The sequence below is a fragment of the Lancefieldella rimae ATCC 49626 genome (genome assembly GCF_000174015.1).
In the GTDB taxonomy this organism is placed as follows: Bacteria; Actinomycetota; Coriobacteriia; order Coriobacteriales; family Atopobiaceae; genus Lancefieldella; species Lancefieldella rimae.
Map to the genome: position 1 here is coordinate 433,626 of NZ_ACFE01000002.1, position 18,910 is coordinate 452,535.

Sequence of the window (18,910 nt, forward strand, 5' to 3'; positions counted from 1 at the left end):
AAAGTGTTGATTATTTGCCTTTGGTGACGTCGTGTTTAATGGTCTCGGCGGCGTTTGCTACCGTATCCATGGCTTCGTTCACATCAACGGTTACCGGGTGAGCTCCCTTGATGTGGTAGCGTAGATCAAAGAAGAGTCCAATGATAAGAAGCCAAATTGTGGCACCCCATAAAAAGAGACCGGCAATGGGGACAAGAATTGGCATACTCATAAACTGTTCGTCATAGCGCATGACAATGAACTTGGTCTCAATTCCTTTGTGGAGCAGCTTCTTGCAATTGTCCCATAGTGAGTCCATATGCTGAGAGAAATCGGATTTCTTGCTTGATTCTTGATAGGCCGTTTGTGCCGCTTCCATTTCAGATGAAATGCCCGACTGAGTCTGAGCCTCGGTCGTATAATTTGTCGCCTGCTTAGCGGTTTTTCCCTGCTTCTCAAGCCAAATAATGGCGTCAAGCGTGTCGTCACTGCACGCATCAAGTGCAGCTTTTGCATCTTCGTAACTTACACCGCACTTCTCGCGGATGAGTTCGACTTTTTCAAGTTTCTCCATGATTGTTGCCTCCTTGGCAATTTGAAGACGCCGTTCGCCTTCGTTGCCTCTCATGGTCTTCTTATAAGATTAACCGATTCTTGCGATTTGATTAAGTTTTAGGAAATGGAAGGATTGTCTATGAGTTACTTGGTGTTTCGGAGGGGTTGTCTGTCACCTCGGGTGAGATGTCTGCCATTTCGAATGAATTACCTGCTACCTCGGCAAAGATTGCTCCACCGATGATACAGCATGCTCCGGCAATCTTAAGAGGCCCCAGCTGTTCTCCCAAGAGAATCGCAGAAAAGATTACGGCAGAAAGAGGCTCGAGGTACCCAAAGACAGCAACGCGCTGTACCGGAATCTTGGTAAGTTGCGGAAAATAAAGACCTCCTCCAACACCGGTATTAAAGAGGCCGAGCAGTACCAGTGCTCCCCAGTTGACGGATGAGCCGTCAGGAGGCAGCTCAATACCGTGTAAAACCAGCGTAAGAAGGCCGACGAAAAGAGCACCTATGCCCAGCTGTATGGTTGTGCTTTCAATTCCTTTAATGTCGGGGGCATATCTGTTTGAGATAATCATGGCAGCATACAGTACGGCTGCAATCGCGCCAAACGAAAGACCGGCCAAAGAGAGCTTCTCGCCAACACCGTAGCCAACGATAAGTCCCATTCCGACCATGACGACAACCAGTCCGCTGACTTTTTGCCACGTAAGACGTTCATGAAAGAGGATGGGCGAAAGTGCCATTACGATGATGGGACCGCAATAGTACTCAAGCGTTGCGACGCCAACCCCCACTTGTCGGTATGCCTCAAATAACAATGACCACTGCAAACCGAGCGCCAGTCCGGAAAAGATCAGGTATTTGATTTGACTGACATGGTCTGTGCAAGACGGTTTCGAGTGCGTTATTAGAAGAAGAACGCCGAGAAAAAGGGCTCCCAGCATCATGCGGAAAAAGACAATTTGATAGCTGGGAAGGTTGATGTAACTGGCAACAATTCCATTTGACCCGCAAATAAGAAGCGCTACAAGGTACATAGCGGTTGGGCCGAGGGTGCTATTTGTGGGGCGCGTTGTGAGCGCCGTGCACCTGTGCGTGAACATACTCATAGAGCTTTAGTATCCTGAGATGCATGCAAAGATGTGTCTTGCTCTTTGGGCGAATCAGTCCTCTGATTGGGCACGCGATCGTAAAATACAACGCGGTAGAAAAGCTCGGAAATTTCGCGCTGGTCGTGTGTTTGTCCCAGTATCCACATTGTTTTGGCGACAAGAGCTTCGGTGCTCATGTCATCACCCGCAAGAATGCCGTCTTTGTGAGCATAGGTGCTTCCAACCTGATACACGCCAAGATCGAGGCCTTCTTCGGGTACCTGTGTGGTAACTACGATGATGCGCCCGGATGAAATCCAATCGTTGATGGCTTTTTCGTATTCACCGTCGTGATCGGGAATGCCTCCGATGCCAAATGTTTCCAGCACGATTGCGTCGTAATCACGCTTGAGCAGATAAAATATGCTTGGATTGAGCTCTGGTGTGAGCTTGAGTACGATAACTCGTTCGTTGAGTTTGGTATAGGTTTGCAAGCTGGTATGTGTGCGAGAGTCGTGAGGGCCTGCCTTCTCGTCAAGACAGATAACTCCTGCATCAGCTCCAGTATAACTGCGGATAATTCGATTACCGCGAATATGAGCCAAAGCGGGAAAGTTCATGCTGGTAAATGCATTGAAGCTAAGGGTGCGCTGCTTATGTGCGCGTGTCCCCGCAATGACTTCATTGCCAAAGACTACGACAACTCCGCAGCTCTTCTCGTCAATGGCGTAAAGTACCGAATGGTAGAGGTTAAGTTTTGCATCGGTAAACGGATTTGCCATGGGTTGCTGGGAACCGGTCAGCACGATTGGCTTGGGGCTATTCTGAATAAGATACGACAGAGCGGCTGCGGTGTATGCCATGGTGTCGGTGCCGTGCAGGATAACAAAGCCGTCGTAGTTGTCGTAATTTTCGATGATGTCACGGCACAGGTGTATCCAATCGCGAGGACGCATGTTGGTACTGTCGATATTCATGGGTTGGATAAAGTCAAACGCACAGAGTTCATTGATGAGAGGAACGTTTGCGACCAAATCTTCTCCCGATATATTAGGAGTAAGGCCTGCTGCGGTGGAGACGGAAGCAATGGTCCCCCCGGTGGCAATGATTAAAAGTTTTTTCACAACCGCACGACCTCCAGATATTTCGCGGATACCCGCCAGCCGAACTATTGTAATCGCCTTCGGAGCGGAATGGCTCGAAAACTAAGATCTGTAACAGCTTTGTATTTTTTAGCGAGAAGAACGCAAGAATTGCAGTATATTCATACCTGTTTGAAACAATGCATACGGCAGGTGTCTGTGTGCGGAGGAGAATGACACGGGTAAATGGCACAGAAGAATTTATTTGGACGTCAACGACGTACAACGCAGGTCCCACCTACTATATCTCGCGACGGTTCTACGGCATCTCGGGATGAGCGTTCGACATCTCCGCGTCGTGTACAAGGCCGTCACGCTGCTCATTATATGCGCCCACAAAATGAACGGCGCACCGATCCGGTACGTCATGCACGTGCAGATGTTGCTCGAGCACAAGGTCACCCGGCTACCCGATACGGTACGCATTACGGAACTCTAAACCCTCGCGATGAAGTTCAGGCGGCATATGCAAACAGACGCCGCCGTTCTTCTCGCATGAAAACAGGGCGGGTGGCGATTGCCGTTGTTATTGCACTCATTTTATTGTGGTTGGTGGTTACGCTCGTGAGCTCATGTGTACAGAGCGGTGCCACAAAGGATGTGACATCGTCTGACGCACAAACGACCGTAATGGGAACCGTGTCTACGTCTACCAATTAAAAGCTTGTCAAGAGCGCGGGGCGCAAAGCTCCAATCAATGTCGCACTGAGAGGTCAAGGGTCAGATGTTTGCGCACTAAATGCTTACGAGGCACTCTTTGGCACATCCGACAGGTCAAGGTTGAGATCTACCGAGCCAGAAATACCGGCCACGGTACCTTTTGGTGTGTATTGCCACATGACAAAGGAAATTGAACCGTCGGGCTTTCCATCATATTGTGCCAGCCAAATACGCCCCGTGAGGGTAGAGAGGTCATATTTGCTGAGGTCATAGCTGTTGCCGTATATGATTGCTCGGTACCCATTCTTCTGTATTTCATCGCAAAATGCATTGGCTATGGCAGTTGCTTCTTCACGGGTAAGCGCATCGGCCCGACCGCCTCCTTCCGGCGACGGTTCCATATCGAAGGCTATCGGATAATCAAGTGATGCTCCATCGAGCTGCTTGAGCACGAACCGCGCTTCTTCTCTGGCCTCTTCCTCGGTGATTGCCTGTGAGAAAAAGTACACGCCGACATCAATTCCCGCATTTTTTGCACCGGAAAGGTTTTGGGTAAAGAAGTCGTCAACATGTAAGGTTCCCTCTGAAGACCCTCGGTAGCCAAGACGAATATAGGCAAACGATATGCCGTCTTGTGCAACGGAGCTCCAGTTAATCTGTTGCTGGTGAGAAGAGACATCGATACCGGTGCGAGAGATTGTCTGTCCGTTTTGTACATAGCTCAAACGACCCGACTCATCGGTTTTAAGATTGCTCCAGTCGTAAGGTGAGGGCACCTTTTGCTGAGAAGAAAACGGAGAGAGAAGAAAGAGGTTGTACACGCAGGAGCCGATAAGTGCTACGACAAAGATGCTGCATACCAAAAAGATTCCAAAGCCAAGGGTCTTCCCTTTGGAAGAGAGCCTTTGGAGTCGATGCGTGCGGCGCACGTTTTGGCCGCCTTTGTGTGGTTTTTTGTTTTTGCTGCGTGAACTGTTCGGCATTATGCGCTGCGCCTTACGTGTCGTTTACTGGTGATAAAACGAACCCTGTTCAAAGAGGGGCTCACAGCATACGTTAATGCCCAGCTTTCGGAACACCTCTTCATCGGCGGCGGGAATGATGGAAGAGAAGTATACGTCACATCCCTTGAGGAAATCCGCAGAAGCTATGGCATCTTTTGCGAGACTGTTGGAAATGGAGCTGATGGAAAGGGCGATAAGCATTTCTCCTGCCGTCAGGGCATGCTGCTTTTCTCGCAATGTTTTTGACTTTAAGCTGCAGATGGGTTCAAGAGCTTCATCCGATACGATGTACGCTTTTTTATCAACGTGTGCACTGTACTTAAGCGCTTTCAGCAGCACCGAAGCGCTTGCGTCGAGCAGCTCCGAAGCCTTTCCGGTAATAACTGTGCCGTCGGGTGCAACCAAGGCACCGGCCTGTTTTCCGGTGACTTCGGCCTTAATAAGCGCGCTGGCATGTGCTGGCGAGAAGTTCTGGTCTACTCCCACTTCTTTCATGAGGAGACTGATCTTATCGAGCTCGCGCTCACCCATGCCGGTTCTCTCAAGGCGTTCCGCCGTCTTGAACCAGCGGCGAACGATTTCGGCACGGCTTGCATTTTGACACGCTTCGTCGTCGATGATGCAGTTGCCGACCATGTTGACGCCCATATCGGTGGGCGACTGATACGGGCTTGTACCGGCAATCTTCTCCATAATGGCCTTGAGAACGGGGAAGGCTTCCACGTCTCGGTTGTAGTTAACCGTGACGGTATTGTGCGCTTCAAGATGATAAGGATCGATGACGTTATTGTCGTCAAGATCGGCGGTTGCGGCCTCATAGGCAACGTTAACCGGATGTTTAAGTGGGAGGTTCCATACCGGAAACGTCTCAAACTTTGCATAGCCAGCCTTTATGCCGCGGGTGTTTTCGTTGTAAAGCTGAGAGAGGCATACGGCCAGTTTGCCCGAACCCGGACCGGGAGCGGTGACTACTACCAAAGGATGAGAAGTTTTTACATACTCGTTTTTCCCGTAGCCTTCTTCGGAAACAATGAGATCCACATTTGATGGATATCCCAAAATGGGATAATGACGATATACGTGGATTCCCATGTTTTCGAGACGTGTCTGATACGCCTCTGCCTTTGGTTGTCCCGAGAATCGGGTGATGACTACGCCGCCAATGGCCAAGTCACGGCCACGGAAAATGTCCATCAGACGTAAGACGTCATCGGCATACGTAATACCGATATCGCTGCGACGTTTTCCAGATTCAATGTCGGCGGCACTGATGGCAAAGATAACCTCGGCTTCTTCTGAGAGCTGCTGCAGCATTCGAGCCTTTGAGTCGGGCTCAAATCCGGGGAGCACCCGGGAAGCATGATTATCATCAAGAAGCTTGCCGCCAAACTCAAGGTACAACTTTCCGCCAAATTCGCTGATGCGCTGACGGATTCTATCTGCTTGCATGCTGATGTACATAGTATTGTCAAATCCGATACGCATAAAATCCTCCCTTGAGCTCTTTGCTGGTGAGATTGTATCATCGTGGGCGGACAACAATGAGATGATGCTCAAACACAAGGCAAGAAGCCTCAGAAGTCTTGAAGGGATTTGTATGAAAACAACACCACAACAACCCGGCTCTTCTCGCGTGAAAATCGTCATCAAGAGTGTAGGTACGGCTTTTGGATACGGTATGCTTGCAGCTCTTGGTTTGGGTCTTTTTGTTTTTCTTTTTGGAACGCTAACTTCGGGCGGCAATATTGAGGTTGGGTCGGATTGGACCCGCCGCGTGTTGTATGTGGTTTCCTCTCTTGCAATTATTGCCGCCGGTGCAGGCATGTTGTTTTCAGGCAGAGAGTATGCCGAAAAGCAGCGAGGATTTACAAAAGATATCGCGGCACTTGAAACGCACATCACAGACGACGGGAAGATTGATTCAAGAATTAAAGACCTTGCGCCTGCGGGTATCCAATGGGCAACGGCGATTCTTGTGGCTGCGGCAGGTTCCTTTTTTGTTGCCGCACTCTACGATGAAATTATGGGCAGATTCTTTCTTTTATAGGGAGCAGCTAGTAAAGCGGGAGTTCTCCTGTTAAAGGATCAATTTTCTCTGCCGGCAAAGGCTCAAAGGCAAGACAGGTAAACGTAGGCTCTCCATGGAATTCGGTGAAGCCTGCGTCGCGGATGAGTGCTACGGCAAAACCGAGTTCTCTTCCGCGTTCATATAAATCGAGAAGCGCTTCTTCCGAGTCAACATATACGCATACCTTTGCAACGCCCGCATCAAACCAATCGGAGAGCGGCGTTGCGTCTTGCCGGTCATGGTCAAGGTAAACCCAGCTTTCGGCTGCATTGAGACGTACTTGCGAGAGACGGTTTTCTCGAACGAGCGCCATAAGTGTTGCCTCTACGCAAGCATGACCGGCTTGAGCGGCAATTTTTCCTTTGCGCATTTTTAGATCGCGGCGCATGACAATCATTTGTTTTGCTTTATAGCTTGGCATAGAGACCTTTCAGTGAATGTATTCCTCCATGAGTGTAGCGGAATATGTGGAAATTTGAATTTGACGGATATTTGACCAAGATTGTTCGGGCGACAAAAAGTTTTCAACAACGCTGCCGTGCCCTCGGGAAAGTCTTATGAGCCGCTGGTATTACCGGCGTATTTATGGCGAGAAACTCTCGTCTATCTCCAAATAGTACGAGCCACATTTTGGTACGTTGTATTTCGGAGACGTGGAGGTTGGGCCGTAGGGACGGTGGTGGGCGTATGGGTGATTTTTTGACTCGACCATCACCATGGGTATGTATCGGCGTGCTCATGGTGATGGGTATTGCAACCGTGTGCGATATCAAAACGAGGACGATTCCCCATGAGGTTCCCCTTCTTTTAGGGGCGCTTTGGGTAATTGATGTATGCAGCGCAGCGGCAACACCTACAAAAGGATGGGAAATGAGCGCTGGCGGCTCTCTGATGCGTTCTGCGTGCATGCTCATGGCACTTTTAGCCACATCAAAGTTTTTCATCCTTATTACTAAGCAGGCAGGTATCGGTGGTGGTGACATAAAGATGCTGTCTTCTTTGGCGCTGATTTTAGGTTTTGAAGATCTTTGTGTAGTTATTTTTTCCGCATGTGCGCTAAGTGTTATGTTCTTTTTTCTTGCTTCTTTTGTGAATACCATACGCAAAAGAGAAGGTGACAAAAAACAAATAATGAGCAGTTTAGAGGACATAAGAAAGATTACGTTTCCTTTTGCTCCCTTTGTTTCGTTGGGAGTGGTAATATGCTTTGCGGTGAGCTACTATTTGTAGGTGTTATATTATTTTCAACAAATTTCCGATTCTCGTATATATAAAAAGTTTTTTCTGCTAACAATAGTGATACGTTGAGAAAGAGATAGGTACCCCCAACGCCTGTTTCTGTAGCCGATCTTGGTTGATATCAAGTACGGTATCTCGGTTTTCGAGGCAACGTAGCCATAGGATGAACCGACATTTTGTGGTCGCTCACTCGTCACAGTTTCATCCTATGGCGGTTTCTTTTATGTGATTTACCTTTTCACCTTCTGTATCTTTTGGTGGAAAGGTATGTGTTTATACAGTATGCATCCGCACGTTATATCGCTTTTTGAACAGCTTGATGCCATCCGTCAAGAAGTTTCTGCATATCATTTTCGGAGGCTTTTCTTACAAAAAGGTCATCGGTTTGACGGAGTGCTTTGAGCTCTTCTGTTCCACTCCAATAACCGGTGGAGAGTCCCGCGAGATACGCAGCTCCCAATGCCGTGGTTTCCGTATTTTGCGGGCGTTTAAGCGTGCACCCCAAAACATCCGCCTGGAACTGCATCAAAAAATTATTTCTCGCGGCACCTCCATCTACGTTGAGTACGCTAAGTTCCTGCCCACAATCAGAACTCATTGCGTCTGCGAGGTCTTTAATCTGGTATGCAAGTGCTTCAAGTGCGGCTCGAACAATGTGTGCCCGCGTGGTTCCTCTGGTGATTCCCGTGATTGTTCCGCGCGCGTCAGGTTGCCACCATGGTGCTCCCAGACCGGTGAATGCGGGAACAATATAGACGCCTCCGGTGTGAGGAACACTTTTTGCAAGGTATGAGGTCTCTTCGGCCGTTTGTATGAGACCCAACTCGTCGCGAAGCCATTGAATAAGGGCGCCGGCAACAAAGACCGATCCCTCAAGAGCGTATTCGGTTTGTTTTTGCGTAGGCGGAGATGCCACAATGGTGGTTACCAGGTTATTTTTGCTGAGGTGAGCGGAAGTGCCGGTATGCAGAAGCATAAAACACCCCGTTCCATACGTATTCTTTGCCTGCCCCGGCTCAAAACAGCATTGTCCAAAGAGTGCTGCCTGCTGATCTCCGGCAACCCCTGTAAGAGGAATACCCGCCGGAAGTCCTGGATAGCTTGTCTCTCCAAAAAAACTTGACGACGCGCGCACTTCGGGGAGCATTGATTCAGGAATATCAAAGAGCGATAGGAGGTCTTTATCCCAGCACCCTTCATGGATGTTATAGAGCATGGTCCGACTTGCATTGGTGGTGTCAGTTGCGTGCACAAGTCCACCGGTAAGTATCCATATAAGCCATGTATCAACGGTCCCAAAAAGGAGCTCTCCCGCTTCAGCGCGCTCGCGAGCTCCTGCAACGTTATCCAAAATCCAGCGGATCTTGCTGGCAGAGAAGTATGCGTCTGCAAGAAGACCACACTTCTCGCGAATCATAGATTGCACGCGAGAAGAACCGCAGAGTTGCTCTACAAGTTCGGAAGTTCGGCGACACTGCCACACGATAGCATTGCAAACGGGAGCGCCGGTTGTAGGATCCCAGACCAGAGTTGTTTCTCGCTGATTATCGATGCCTATTGAATCAATGCTTTGGGCATCGAGTCCGTGTTTGGTGATAAGTTCGGTGAGGGCTCCGATTTGGGAAAATAAAATGTCCTGAGGATTGTGCTCAACCCATCCGGGATGCGGATATATTTGCTGAAATGGGCGCTGTACAAAGTCGACCACACGGCCCTCGTGGTTGATAAGCACTGCCCTGGAAGAGGTAGTTCCTTGGTCAAGAGCAATAACGAATTTATCGCGCTGTTCAATTGTTGCCATGGTGTTCTCCTAGCCACTTCAAAATGTCGGAATATACCAAAGAACGATTGTCCTCACAAAGAATTTCATGGCGCATGTGCGGATATAAAATAGTGGTGACATCCGAGACGCCGGCATTTTTAGTAAGTTGTGCCGCTTTGTACACGCCTTTTCCGGAGGCTCCAACAGGGTCGTCCTCACCGGCAATAAAAAGAAACGGCAGAGAAGGCGGGATGTGAGAAGCCGCGGCCGGTGAGCAAGCCTCTTGAGTTAGTTTTGAAAGTGCGGCGTACCCTCCGACGGAGAACATAAAACCACAGAGAGGGTCGGCATTATATGCGCGTACGTTGTCATTGTTATAGGATAGCCACTCATACCCGGTAGGACCGGGGACTGCTTTGGAATAGGCACCAACCCCGAGACCATCGATAAAGGACGAGGCATAGGCAATGCCCTTTGTTTTGCAGAGATGATAGGAAAGGAGAAAGCCAATGCGAGAAAGAAGGGGAGAAACACTTCCGGTCCCACACACAATGACGCCAGAAAGACTTGCGCCGTATCTCCCCGCGTACGCACGGGCGATAAAGCTGCCCATGGAATGGCCAAAAAAGTAGTACGGGAGAGAAGGGTCATAGTGCTGGCACATATGCTGATGAAGGGTGTGTGCGTCTTCAATGAGTACATGCGCACCGTGCAGGGGATCGAGAACACCGCGGGTATCCGGAGTGCTTGAGCGACCGTGGCCAATGTGATCGTTTCCCGCCACGATATACCCTGCACCGCAAAGAGCTCGGGCAAAATCGTCGTAGCGAAGAATATGCTCGGACATGCCATGGTTTATCTGGACGATTCCGCGCGTGCATACGGTAGAAGAAGGTTTCCAAATGCTTGCAACCACTGTTGAGCTGCCGTCTGTTGACGGATATGAAAGTGTTTCTTGTATAAGGTTCTCGCTCATACAGACTCCTTTGATAGATGTATTCATTAATATCATGCTTGGGGAGCGGCGTCGTGTTTTAATAGGTTGAGCGGCTGTTCTTTTCCGTAGAAGGTAGGAGTATCGGCTCTGTATAGAAGTATTGGCTCTGTATTGTTGACTATAGAGCGTTGGCCTATAGCATTGGCCACAGAGTATTGATCTTGTCGCGTTGTCCGTATAGCATTTGCCTTATATCAGCATAACGAGGAAAGACAGCGTTATGTTATTCAATATCGTGTGTATTGTATGTAGAAAATACCTCTTTTAACTGCAAACATAACAACGTACATTGCAATAATTTTTTGTAGTATCATTAGTGGTGATGATAGGGGGATGTCATCAGGTTTTGCAGATGGGGGACAGAGATGAGCAGAATAGGAGTTGAGGCAAGAGCCGAGCTTGGTTTAGGAAGAACGGTTGCACGACTGCTTCATGAGTCCGGCAAACGTCAAGTGGATCTTTGTGAGTTTTCCCACTGGTCGCGCGCGTATGTTTCCTATATATGCACGGAGCGACGTAAATGGCCATCTTTTGACAAGGCAAAGATTATTGCCGATTTCTTTGGCATGACAATGGATCAGCTGTGGGCAGAGCATCTGTTTGACATGCAGGAGTCCGGAGTAGAACTAAGTGATGACGACAAAATTGCATTAGAGCAATATCGCATCCCTTTTCGGTTTGTTGAGGCAGCTGCTCCGGTAGATGAGGCCTTTGCGTCTGCGTCACTAGAACCTTCTGTGTATAAGACGCCTTATCCTGAACATATAGGATTTAAATAAAGATAGGCTTCTTGTAGATATAAAGTGGCATACTTGACTGGCAATAATTGAGGATGTTGTTGGTTTAAAGGAGAACGCAATGGGCGGGCTTCATTGCTCTGACTGTGAATTTTGTTCTTTTTGTTTTAATGATACGGTGGGAATGTACCAGGCAGCTTGTGCGCGCGGGTATACCCTTGCCGATCCCCATATACACCATGATATAGAACAGCATTTTGCAAAATCCGTCGATGCGTTTGTCCCTCTAGTTGACCCCTTTGGCGGTGAATATCTCCGTAAATCTAATGTTTGTGATGAGTTTGTCCGAAAGGCGAGGTAGCAGTATCCGTTATTGCCCCATGTTGCTAGGTACTTCCTTGTGTTTCTTGAGTGGTGTACAGGAAGAATGCTCTTCTCGCCACCGACTGAGAGTGCTGGTAGCCAAGGTTCGGCAAGCCGATGTTGTTGCCAATCGCGATTGCCGCCAATCGAATCCACCAGTAAACGAGATTGTGGCAAGGAAAATCCACCACTAAACGAAGTTCTTCTCGCAATTGGATCAAACTCGTAGTTTAGTGGTGTTTTTAGAAGTAAAACGTGTGTTTAGTGGTGGTTTTTCGTCAATTTGAGCGTTTAGTGGTGGATCAAATCACCACTAAACAGTGCTTTTGGTACGTTTTTTGAAATCTTCGTGTTTAGTGGTGATTTTAGGAGACGGACGGTCGTGAAAACCACAAGTAAACGTTGCATGCGAACATTCAAGATAAGTGCTCGCGTGCGACAAACACTAGCGTACGGAAACACTGTCTGCATATGGACATTGACACATCTGCACCGACATATATACCGACATCTGTACGACATCTGGACGACAAAATATGCACGTACGAGGCCTGAAAAAACTCGTTTTCATGTAGACATTTGTTAACACATTTTGACAGAAAATGCATAAAACTATAAAATAAAAACATTAGTTTACGTTATGTTTTTTAAGTGTGAAACGCGTGAAATAGTTCATTTCTTGTTATAAAACTCTAAAAATTAGGTACTATCTTCTTATTGGGGGATTAGTCATTTTTATGACTGCTTTTGAAGGAGACGACAAAATGTCGAGGCGGCCACAGGTAGATAGTCATGACACACGTCGCAAGCTTATTGCTTCTGCTGAGGAGGAGTTTGCCCAGCAAGGTTATGAGAAGGCTTCTTTAAGAAGAATTTGTTCACGGATTGGTGTTACAACCGGTGCGCTGTATTTCTTTTTTAACAATAAAGAGGATCTCTTCAAAAATGTGATACAGCCCGTTACTGACCAAGCCATCCAAATACTGAAGGAATATCAAAGTCGCATACAATCAGAGGGCGTGCGAGAAGAATCGGATTCTCCTATGGGGGATGCCGAAACGCTTGGAGCGTTCTTTGATCTTATGTATGCACATCGATACGTAGTAACGATTATCATCAATAACCAAAATAGTCCGTTTGTAGCAAAGTTCTTTGAATCGTTTAAAAGCGTAATTGCCGCAACAATTCAAACAATTCTCTATCCTGGGGCTACATATATTGAGCCGTATGACTCCTTCATTATTGAATGGCTTGCCCAGACAGAGATGACTACAATTATTGATATATTGCGCAACGATAAGACGCGACAAGAGGCCGATGGTCACGTAACATCGGCGCTGGTCTTTACGCAAGGCGGTCTCAAGGCTCTGGCAAACGGTCAGTTCTAGAAGTTCCTTGTGGTCATCCTTTCATGTTTGATATCATATGAGAACAATTAAAAGAGACTCTTGAGAGGGTCACCTATAAAGGAGCTGATATGAAGCTGAAGCGTCTTGGTATTTGTATTCTTACAGCAACTCTCGCTTTTGTTCTTGTAGGATGCAGCGGTCTTTCTGGTTCAAAACATCCCGCTGGGCTTGTTGGTACCTATGAACTTGATAGCATGGATATTAAAAACGGAGACAAAACCCAGTCAATTACGAAAGAGCAGTATGAGCAGGTTTCAAAAGCTGGTAATTTCCATATTACCTTGGAGCTCTCAGAGGATGGCACCGCTATTTTGAACAGCTTAGAATCAAGTGGGCAGCCAGAGAAGCTTAATCTCAAATGGGAGTCAAGCGATGGTAAATCCATAACGTTCAGCGAGGATTCTTCCAAAGAGAAGGTTACTGCCTCGGTTGATGACAAGCAGATTACCCTCGAGCAGTCCAGCGACAAAGCTTCGGTGAAGATGGTCTTTTCAAAGGTAAGCGATAAGCCCGGATATTACAGCGACTCTTCAAAGAAGTAGTTTCTAGAACAGATACAATAGAAGGGCGAGAAGTGTTTCTCGCCCTTTTTTATCACAGGCGCCGTCCTCAACGATAGGAGCATTATGAAACTTCAGAAATTTGGCACCGCACTTGTTGTTGTTGCATTAATAGGCATACTTTCAGGTTGCGATCTTTTTGCCCCAAAGATTGTCGATGACAATGCTGCAAATACGCCGGATTCATCTTCGACTCAAACTACGACAGACTCAAAGAATGAGCAGAAAAAAGAAGAGACCAAGACAGATGACTACGCCACACAGCTTGCCGGTACGTATGAGCTGGAGAGCGAAGTTTTGACCGATGAAGATGGTACTCAAGAGATTACGCAAGACATGTATCAGCAGATGGTTAATGGGACTGGTCTGCGCTTTACTCTTGAGCTTTCAGAGGACGGTACGGGTACGATAACGGCACCCAATTTCCAGAGCAAGAAGAGCGATAAGCTTTCCTTTAACTGGAAGACCACTGATGGAAAATCCCTTGTCATTTCTGCTGGCGCCAGCGATGAGGGCCTTGAAGGTACCGTAGGTGAAGATGGAAAAATTACAATTAAGATAGAAGATGACGATGAGTCTATGACAATGGTATTTGCCAAGGTCAGCGATCAGCCCGGGTATTACAGCGATTCGTCCAAGAACTAGAATAGGTAGAGGTAGAGGTAGCCATGGATGCGCTTCACCAAGAACTTTCACGAGACATTATCATTCTTGAGCCTGTCTTTCATGAGAAGATTTGGGGAGGTCGGCGCCTTGCAGAGGACTTTGGCTACGACATTCCTGAAGGAAAAATAGGAGAGTGCTGGGCAATCAGCGCTCACCCCCATGGCGATTGCGTTGTTGCTTCCGGTGCGTTTGTTGGCGAGAAATTCAGTCACCTGTGGGATGCGCATCATGAGCTCTTCGGTGACTCCAAGGGGGATCGCTTTCCACTGCTCATTAAAATCCTAGACGCGCATGATGATTTATCGGTGCAGGTGCATCCCGACGATGCGTACGCAGCTGAACATGAGCATGGTTCGCTTGGCAAACGTGAGTGCTGGTATGTTCTTGATGCGGAGCCTCACACGGATATCATCATTGGGCAGCGTGCTCACAATCGTCAAGAGCTTGCTCAGATGATTGATGAGGGACGTTGGGATGACATGCTTAATCTCACCCCTATTCATAAAGGCGATTTTTTCCGTATTGATCCTGGTACGATTCATGCGATTAAGGGCGGAACTCTGATCTTAGAAACACAGCAGAGCTCAGATGTGACCTATCGCGTGTATGACTATGATCGTGTTGGAGCCGATGGCAAGCCTCGGGAGCTTCATATCCAGCAAAGTCTTGATGTTGTAAATTACGATCTTGTACCGCCCGTTTCCGGAAGGGTTACTGCTCCTGAGGTCGATGGCGTAACGGAACTCATGGCGTGTGACAATTTTGTCGTTAAGAAGATTGTTGTTTGCGGGGAAAAGGTGGTCGCGCAGCCCTACCCATTTTTATGTGTCAGCGTTATTGAAGGTACGGGAAGCGTCCAAGTTGAGAGCAATGTGGCACAATCCCACAGTCTTCATAAGGGGAGCCACTTTATTGCACCCGCTCGGTCGGGAGATTTGACATTCTCAGGCAATATGACGCTCATTGTTTCTCATCTTCCTCACATGCAGAGTTAGCTGCAAGAGTTTGTGGCAAGCATATGCGTGAGATAAAGGGGCCAAGCGTACAGCTTGACCCCTTACTTTTTGATGACGTGTATGTTTGCAGTAGGTTAGACAGTATGGGCAGTGCTTTTGATTTCGCCCGTGCAGTGAGGGCAACGTGTGGCTCCCGCTTTAACCTCTTCAAGGCAGTGTGGGCAAACCTGGGTGGGAGAGTCTGTGGATTCTTTTTTGCCCTTCATGAACTTGTTGATAGCCTTTACCAGCAAAAAGACGATGACGGCAATAATCAAAAAGTTAATGATTGCAGAGATAAATGAGCCAAAGTCGATACCATGTTCAGTGCCTGCAACGGGGATGGAAAGGCCTGATACTTCTGTACCTCCACCGCTTATGAGTTTAATGAAAGGATTAACGATGTCGTTTACCAGTGAATTAACGATTGCCATAAAGGCACCGCCAATGATGACACCAATGGCCATATCCATAACGTTGCCGCGTGCAATAAAGTCTTTAAATTCAGCGAATAACTTTTTCATGTAACAAAATCTCCTTCAATATTTGATGTACTTCAAACCTGTATTGGCAGACGCTTAATAGAACATAAAACCGTCTATCGTGTCAATCCATAAATTCGCGAGAATTTCTCAACAAGGTAGCTGGTGAAATATCCCACATCAAAAGGCTCTCCAGTGGCTGAGGCAATAAGCTCGCCTGAGTCCTTTGCGCGACCCCACTTCCAAATTCTCTGACCGAGCCACTCACGAATGGGTGCAAGGTCTCCCGAGGAACAAACCCCATCAAAGTCCATACCATCTTCAATCATGGCGTGCTTAAACTGAGCACCAAAAGCGCTTCCTAAAGCATAGGTGGGGAAGTAACCAAACTCACCCCAGCTCCAGTGGACATCCTGAAGTGCGCCGTGGGTGTTATCGGGTACCGTAACGCCAAGATAGTGATGGTACTTCTCGGCCCAAAGTTTTGGAACATCGGCTGCCTTTACTTCTCCCGCAAGAAGTGCCTGCTCAATTTCATAGCGGACAAGAATATGAAGCGGATAGGTGAGCTCGTCGGCTTCCGTACGGATAAGACTTGGCTGTACCTTGTTGGCTGCCGAGAAGAGCTGGAACGCGGTAACGCGTGTGAGCTGACCGGGGAAATGCTTGCGCATGAGCTGAATGAGCGGCTCGGCAAATGCTTCAGAGTGCCCGACGTAGTTTTCAAAGAAACGCGACTGGGACTCGTGCATGCCCATTGAAGTGCCGCCTTTAAGGGACGTAAAGCGATAATCCCAATTAACTCCCTGCTCATAGAGGGCATGACCGTTTTCATGAAGCATGGAATATACATTGGAGAGAAGATCGTCCTCATAGACGTGTGAGGCGACCATAACAAAGCCAATGCCAGGTCCTGCGGTATAGGGGTGCTCCGTCTTGCCGAGCCAGAAAGCGTCCCGGTCAACGCCTTGCATCGCTACGATGTCTTTTGCAAGGTTCCACTGGCGATCCACATCAAAAGATCCCTCAAGAGGCTTTGTGCTGGGCTGGTGCTTTGAGGCAGCGCAGTCGGCCACGAGAGGAACTATAGTGTCCTTAATCTTGGTAAAGAATGAATCATAAAAGGCCCGGTTGCTTCCGTGTTCAAAATCATTGAGGAGTACGTCGTACGGGTCTTTTTCGGCATCACGATACTGTGCAATATCAATCTGACCTGCAACAAGTTTGTCGAGATAGGGAGCAAAGAGATCCCAATCATCTGCATTCTTTGCTTTCTCCCACACGTCGTTTGCTTCGGTGGCAAGGCGTACAAAGTTGCTCTGTACCTCGGGAGGTACATCCACCAGTTGCGCCCGGTCGCGACGAAGAATCTTTACCTGTGCGCGATGCGTCTCGTCAAGTACGGCGCGATTCTCATGAAGACGGTCGAGCAGAGCTCCCACTTGAGGGTCAACAAGTAAGGCTTGCATTTGCTCACCAAGGATGGCAAGGGCTTCTCCGCGTTCCTCGGTAGCTTTTGCGGGGTCAAGGCAGGGTCCAAACGAGCTCAGTTCTTCGGCGCTGTAACGGAGCGCAAAGATTTTTTTCTCAAGTGCGTCAAGCTCTGCTATATCCTGACGTGGATTAGAGAGTGCTGCATTAAGGGTGGTTTTGCTCTTCTCGCTGTCCATAATTCCTCCTAAAGTGTATGTCCGTACCCATGACACAGGTATACGTTTTTAATTCATTCATGCATTTTACGCGACGGAGACTCTCTTTTGCGCGATACTTACATAATTAGAAAGATATATGGCATGTGTGTTTTGTTTTTTCGCGAGCGTGCTTCGCGATCAGGTGAGAAAACGTTCGTGAAGATGCAAGAAAAGCACAGGCCTGTGGGATGGGGAGAGTTTTGGATGAGTGACAGTAAGATCTCATTTGACGAGTGGGATGGGCTGTATGCCGATCGCATCATGCAGATGCGCCGCAGTGCGGTGCGCGATTTATTTGCGGCAATTTCGCGCCCGGACGTCATTGGTCTTTCGGGAGGTATGCCGGATATCTCATCGCTTCCCCTCGATGAAGTGGCTGAATGCGCAAAGCGGTGCGTTACCGTTGAAGGACTCAAGGCTCTTCAATACGGAAGCTCCGACGGACGCATAGAGTGTCGGCGCACCGTTTGTAAGATCTTGGCGGTCCAAGGTATTGAAGCAAAGCCGGAAGACATGATTTTAACTTCGGGCTCTCAGCAGGCCCTCGATTTCTTGGGGCGCGTTTTTATAAATGCCGGAGACGATATTATCTGTGAGGGGCCCAGCTACCTGGGCGCTCTTCAGGCATTTTCGGCATATCAACCCCGTGTCCATTGCATAGAGATGGATGAGGACGGAATACGGGTTGATTTGCTTGAGCAAAAACTCCAAGAGCTTAAAAGTGCCGGCAGACGTCCAAAATTCATCTATGTAATTCCGAATTTTAACAATCCTTCAGGTATTACCATGTCGCTTGAGCGCAGACATCTCTTGCTTGAACTGGCGCACCGGTGGAACATACCGGTGGTGGAAGACGATCCGTACGGTCTTATCCGCTATGAGGGACAAGATCTTACGCGTCTTAAAACCTTGGACGATCAGGTAATTTACCTTGGAACCACATCAAAGATTTTTGCCCCGGGCCTGCGCTTGGCGTGGATTGTGGCTCCGCATCATTTTCTTGAGCGTATTAACCTTTCAAAGCAAGGGGCAGACCTCTGTACCAGCCCTTTTAATATGGTACTGGCTGAGCATTATTTTAACGAGGTGAATTGGCAAGCCGCCCTTGAGGTTTCCAAAACACGCTACCGGGAGCGCAAAAATGCCATGCTTGCGGCACTGGAGGAGTTTTTCCCGGAGGATGTTTCGTGGACGCATCCGGAAGGAGGACTCTTCTTATGGGTCAGCTTCCCGCCATACTTTGATACAAACCAGCTTCTTCCGGCAGCTCTTGAAAAAGGCGTTGCTTATGTTCCGGGGACCAACTGCTATCCCGATGGTCGTGGGACATCAAGCATGCGGCTGTGTTATTCCTTTGAGACACCGGAGCATATTCATGAGGCAATCAGTCGCCTGGCTTCTTGCGTGCAGGACCGCATGGCGCTCTACCGAGCATTTCGGGAGGCGGGCGCATTGCCTGAAACTGCTTCGACCAAACACTCATATCGCCAATAGACCAAAAACA

20 protein-coding genes are annotated in these 18,910 nt (G+C 48.3%); 10 read left to right on the top strand and 10 right to left on the bottom strand.

The features are described 5' to 3' along the window. Nucleotides 1–10 precede the first annotated feature (10 nt). The 3 genes from ATORI0001_RS04765 to ATORI0001_RS04775 all read right to left on the bottom strand — a co-directional run bounded on the left by ATORI0001_RS04765 (nt 11) and on the right by ATORI0001_RS04775 (nt 2,755). The gene (locus tag ATORI0001_RS04765; RefSeq protein ID WP_003149572.1) at nt 11–553 is read right to left on the bottom strand and encodes a DUF4342 domain-containing protein; all 543 of its coding nucleotides are present in this window, start codon (nt 551–553) and stop codon (nt 11–13) included. Between the two features lie 118 nt (nt 554–671). Continuing rightward, a complete protein-coding gene (locus ATORI0001_RS04770; protein ID WP_237755901.1) occupies nt 672–1,649 on the bottom strand; it encodes a DMT family transporter in 978 nt (325 codons plus the stop codon). Further along, complete coding sequence (locus tag ATORI0001_RS04775; protein ID WP_003149177.1) at nt 1,646–2,755, bottom strand: asparaginase; 1,110 nt, start codon at nt 2,753–2,755, stop codon at nt 1,646–1,648. Before ATORI0001_RS04775 ends, ATORI0001_RS04770 begins: the two co-directional genes overlap by 4 nt. 204 nt (nt 2,756–2,959) lie before the next feature. Between ATORI0001_RS04775 and ATORI0001_RS04780 the strand changes: the two genes are divergently transcribed. Continuing rightward, nucleotides 2,960–3,433 carry a hypothetical protein gene (locus tag ATORI0001_RS04780; protein WP_040324517.1) on the top strand — a complete coding sequence of 158 codons (474 nt, stop codon included), beginning with the start codon at nt 2,960–2,962 and terminating at the stop codon, nt 3,431–3,433. An 83-nt stretch (nt 3,434–3,516) separates the two neighbouring features. Here the strand turns inward: ATORI0001_RS04780 and ATORI0001_RS04785 are convergent, their stop codons facing one another. Together ATORI0001_RS04785 and ATORI0001_RS04790 are read right to left on the bottom strand one after the other, a co-directional pair. Then, nucleotides 3,517–4,416, bottom strand: a complete 900-nt coding sequence (locus ATORI0001_RS04785; RefSeq protein WP_003149204.1) for a glycoside hydrolase family 25 protein — start codon at nt 4,414–4,416, stop codon at nt 3,517–3,519. 24 nt (nt 4,417–4,440) lie between these two features. Continuing rightward, nucleotides 4,441–5,922: a DUF1846 domain-containing protein gene (locus ATORI0001_RS04790; RefSeq protein WP_003149148.1), complete on the bottom strand. Its 1,482-nt coding sequence runs from the start codon at nt 5,920–5,922 to the stop codon at nt 4,441–4,443. A gap of 112 nt (nt 5,923–6,034) precedes the next feature. Here ATORI0001_RS04790 and ATORI0001_RS04795 point away from each other — a divergent pair, with 112 nt between their 5' ends. After that, a complete protein-coding gene (locus tag ATORI0001_RS04795) occupies nt 6,035–6,484 on the top strand; it encodes a hypothetical protein (RefSeq protein ID WP_040324518.1) in 450 nt (149 codons plus the stop codon). A 7-nt stretch (nt 6,485–6,491) separates the two neighbouring features. Here ATORI0001_RS04795 and pth2 read toward each other — a convergent pair whose 3' ends face one another. Beyond that, entirely contained in the window at nt 6,492–6,926 is a 435-nt protein-coding gene (pth2, locus tag ATORI0001_RS04800; protein WP_003149683.1) for an aminoacyl-tRNA hydrolase, read from the bottom strand. Between the two features lie 266 nt (nt 6,927–7,192). On the opposite strand from pth2, the gene ATORI0001_RS04805 reads away from it, so the two are divergent. Further along, nucleotides 7,193–7,735 carry a prepilin peptidase gene (locus ATORI0001_RS04805; protein ID WP_003149044.1) on the top strand — a complete coding sequence of 181 codons (543 nt, stop codon included), beginning with the start codon at nt 7,193–7,195 and terminating at the stop codon, nt 7,733–7,735. Nucleotides 7,736–8,039: 304 nt separating this feature from the next. Here the strand turns inward: ATORI0001_RS04805 and glpK are convergent, their stop codons facing one another. Continuing rightward, a complete protein-coding gene (gene glpK / locus ATORI0001_RS04810; protein WP_003149201.1) occupies nt 8,040–9,545 on the bottom strand; it encodes a glycerol kinase GlpK in 1,506 nt (501 codons plus the stop codon). Next, a complete protein-coding gene (locus ATORI0001_RS04815) occupies nt 9,532–10,482 on the bottom strand; it encodes an alpha/beta fold hydrolase (RefSeq protein ID WP_003149020.1) in 951 nt (316 codons plus the stop codon). Before ATORI0001_RS04815 ends, glpK begins: the two co-directional genes overlap by 14 nt. A gap of 386 nt (nt 10,483–10,868) precedes the next feature. On the opposite strand from ATORI0001_RS04815, the gene ATORI0001_RS04820 reads away from it, so the two are divergent. The 6 genes from ATORI0001_RS04820 (at nt 10,869) to ATORI0001_RS04845 (ending at nt 15,233) form a co-directional block, all read left to right on the top strand. Continuing rightward, entirely contained in the window at nt 10,869–11,282 is a 414-nt protein-coding gene (locus ATORI0001_RS04820) for a helix-turn-helix transcriptional regulator (RefSeq protein ID WP_003149420.1), read from the top strand. A 79-nt stretch (nt 11,283–11,361) separates the two neighbouring features. Further along, nucleotides 11,362–11,601 carry a hypothetical protein gene (locus ATORI0001_RS04825; protein ID WP_003149317.1) on the top strand — a complete coding sequence of 80 codons (240 nt, stop codon included), beginning with the start codon at nt 11,362–11,364 and terminating at the stop codon, nt 11,599–11,601. Nucleotides 11,602–12,367: 766 nt separating this feature from the next. Then, a complete protein-coding gene (locus ATORI0001_RS04830) occupies nt 12,368–12,991 on the top strand; it encodes a TetR/AcrR family transcriptional regulator (protein ID WP_003149478.1) in 624 nt (207 codons plus the stop codon). An 89-nt stretch (nt 12,992–13,080) separates the two neighbouring features. Then, nucleotides 13,081–13,554, top strand: a complete 474-nt coding sequence (locus tag ATORI0001_RS04835) for a hypothetical protein (RefSeq protein ID WP_003149391.1) — start codon at nt 13,081–13,083, stop codon at nt 13,552–13,554. Nucleotides 13,555–13,638: 84 nt separating this feature from the next. Beyond that, entirely contained in the window at nt 13,639–14,217 is a 579-nt protein-coding gene (locus ATORI0001_RS04840; RefSeq protein WP_003149364.1) for a hypothetical protein, read from the top strand. Between the two features lie 23 nt (nt 14,218–14,240). After that, a complete protein-coding gene (locus tag ATORI0001_RS04845) occupies nt 14,241–15,233 on the top strand; it encodes a type I phosphomannose isomerase catalytic subunit (RefSeq protein WP_003149557.1) in 993 nt (330 codons plus the stop codon). A gap of 95 nt (nt 15,234–15,328) precedes the next feature. Here ATORI0001_RS04845 and mscL read toward each other — a convergent pair whose 3' ends face one another. After that, nucleotides 15,329–15,757 carry a large conductance mechanosensitive channel protein MscL gene (gene mscL / locus ATORI0001_RS04850; protein WP_003149303.1) on the bottom strand — a complete coding sequence of 143 codons (429 nt, stop codon included), beginning with the start codon at nt 15,755–15,757 and terminating at the stop codon, nt 15,329–15,331. A 74-nt stretch (nt 15,758–15,831) separates the two neighbouring features. Next, the gene (locus tag ATORI0001_RS04855) at nt 15,832–17,385 is read right to left on the bottom strand and encodes a carboxypeptidase M32 (protein ID WP_003149175.1); all 1,554 of its coding nucleotides are present in this window, start codon (nt 17,383–17,385) and stop codon (nt 15,832–15,834) included. Nucleotides 17,386–17,610: 225 nt separating this feature from the next. Here ATORI0001_RS04855 and ATORI0001_RS04860 point away from each other — a divergent pair, with 225 nt between their 5' ends. Next, on the top strand, nt 17,611–18,900 hold the full coding sequence (locus ATORI0001_RS04860) for an aminotransferase-like domain-containing protein (protein WP_040324585.1): 1,290 nt from the start codon (nt 17,611–17,613) through the stop codon (nt 18,898–18,900). Nucleotides 18,901–18,910 lie beyond the last annotated feature (10 nt).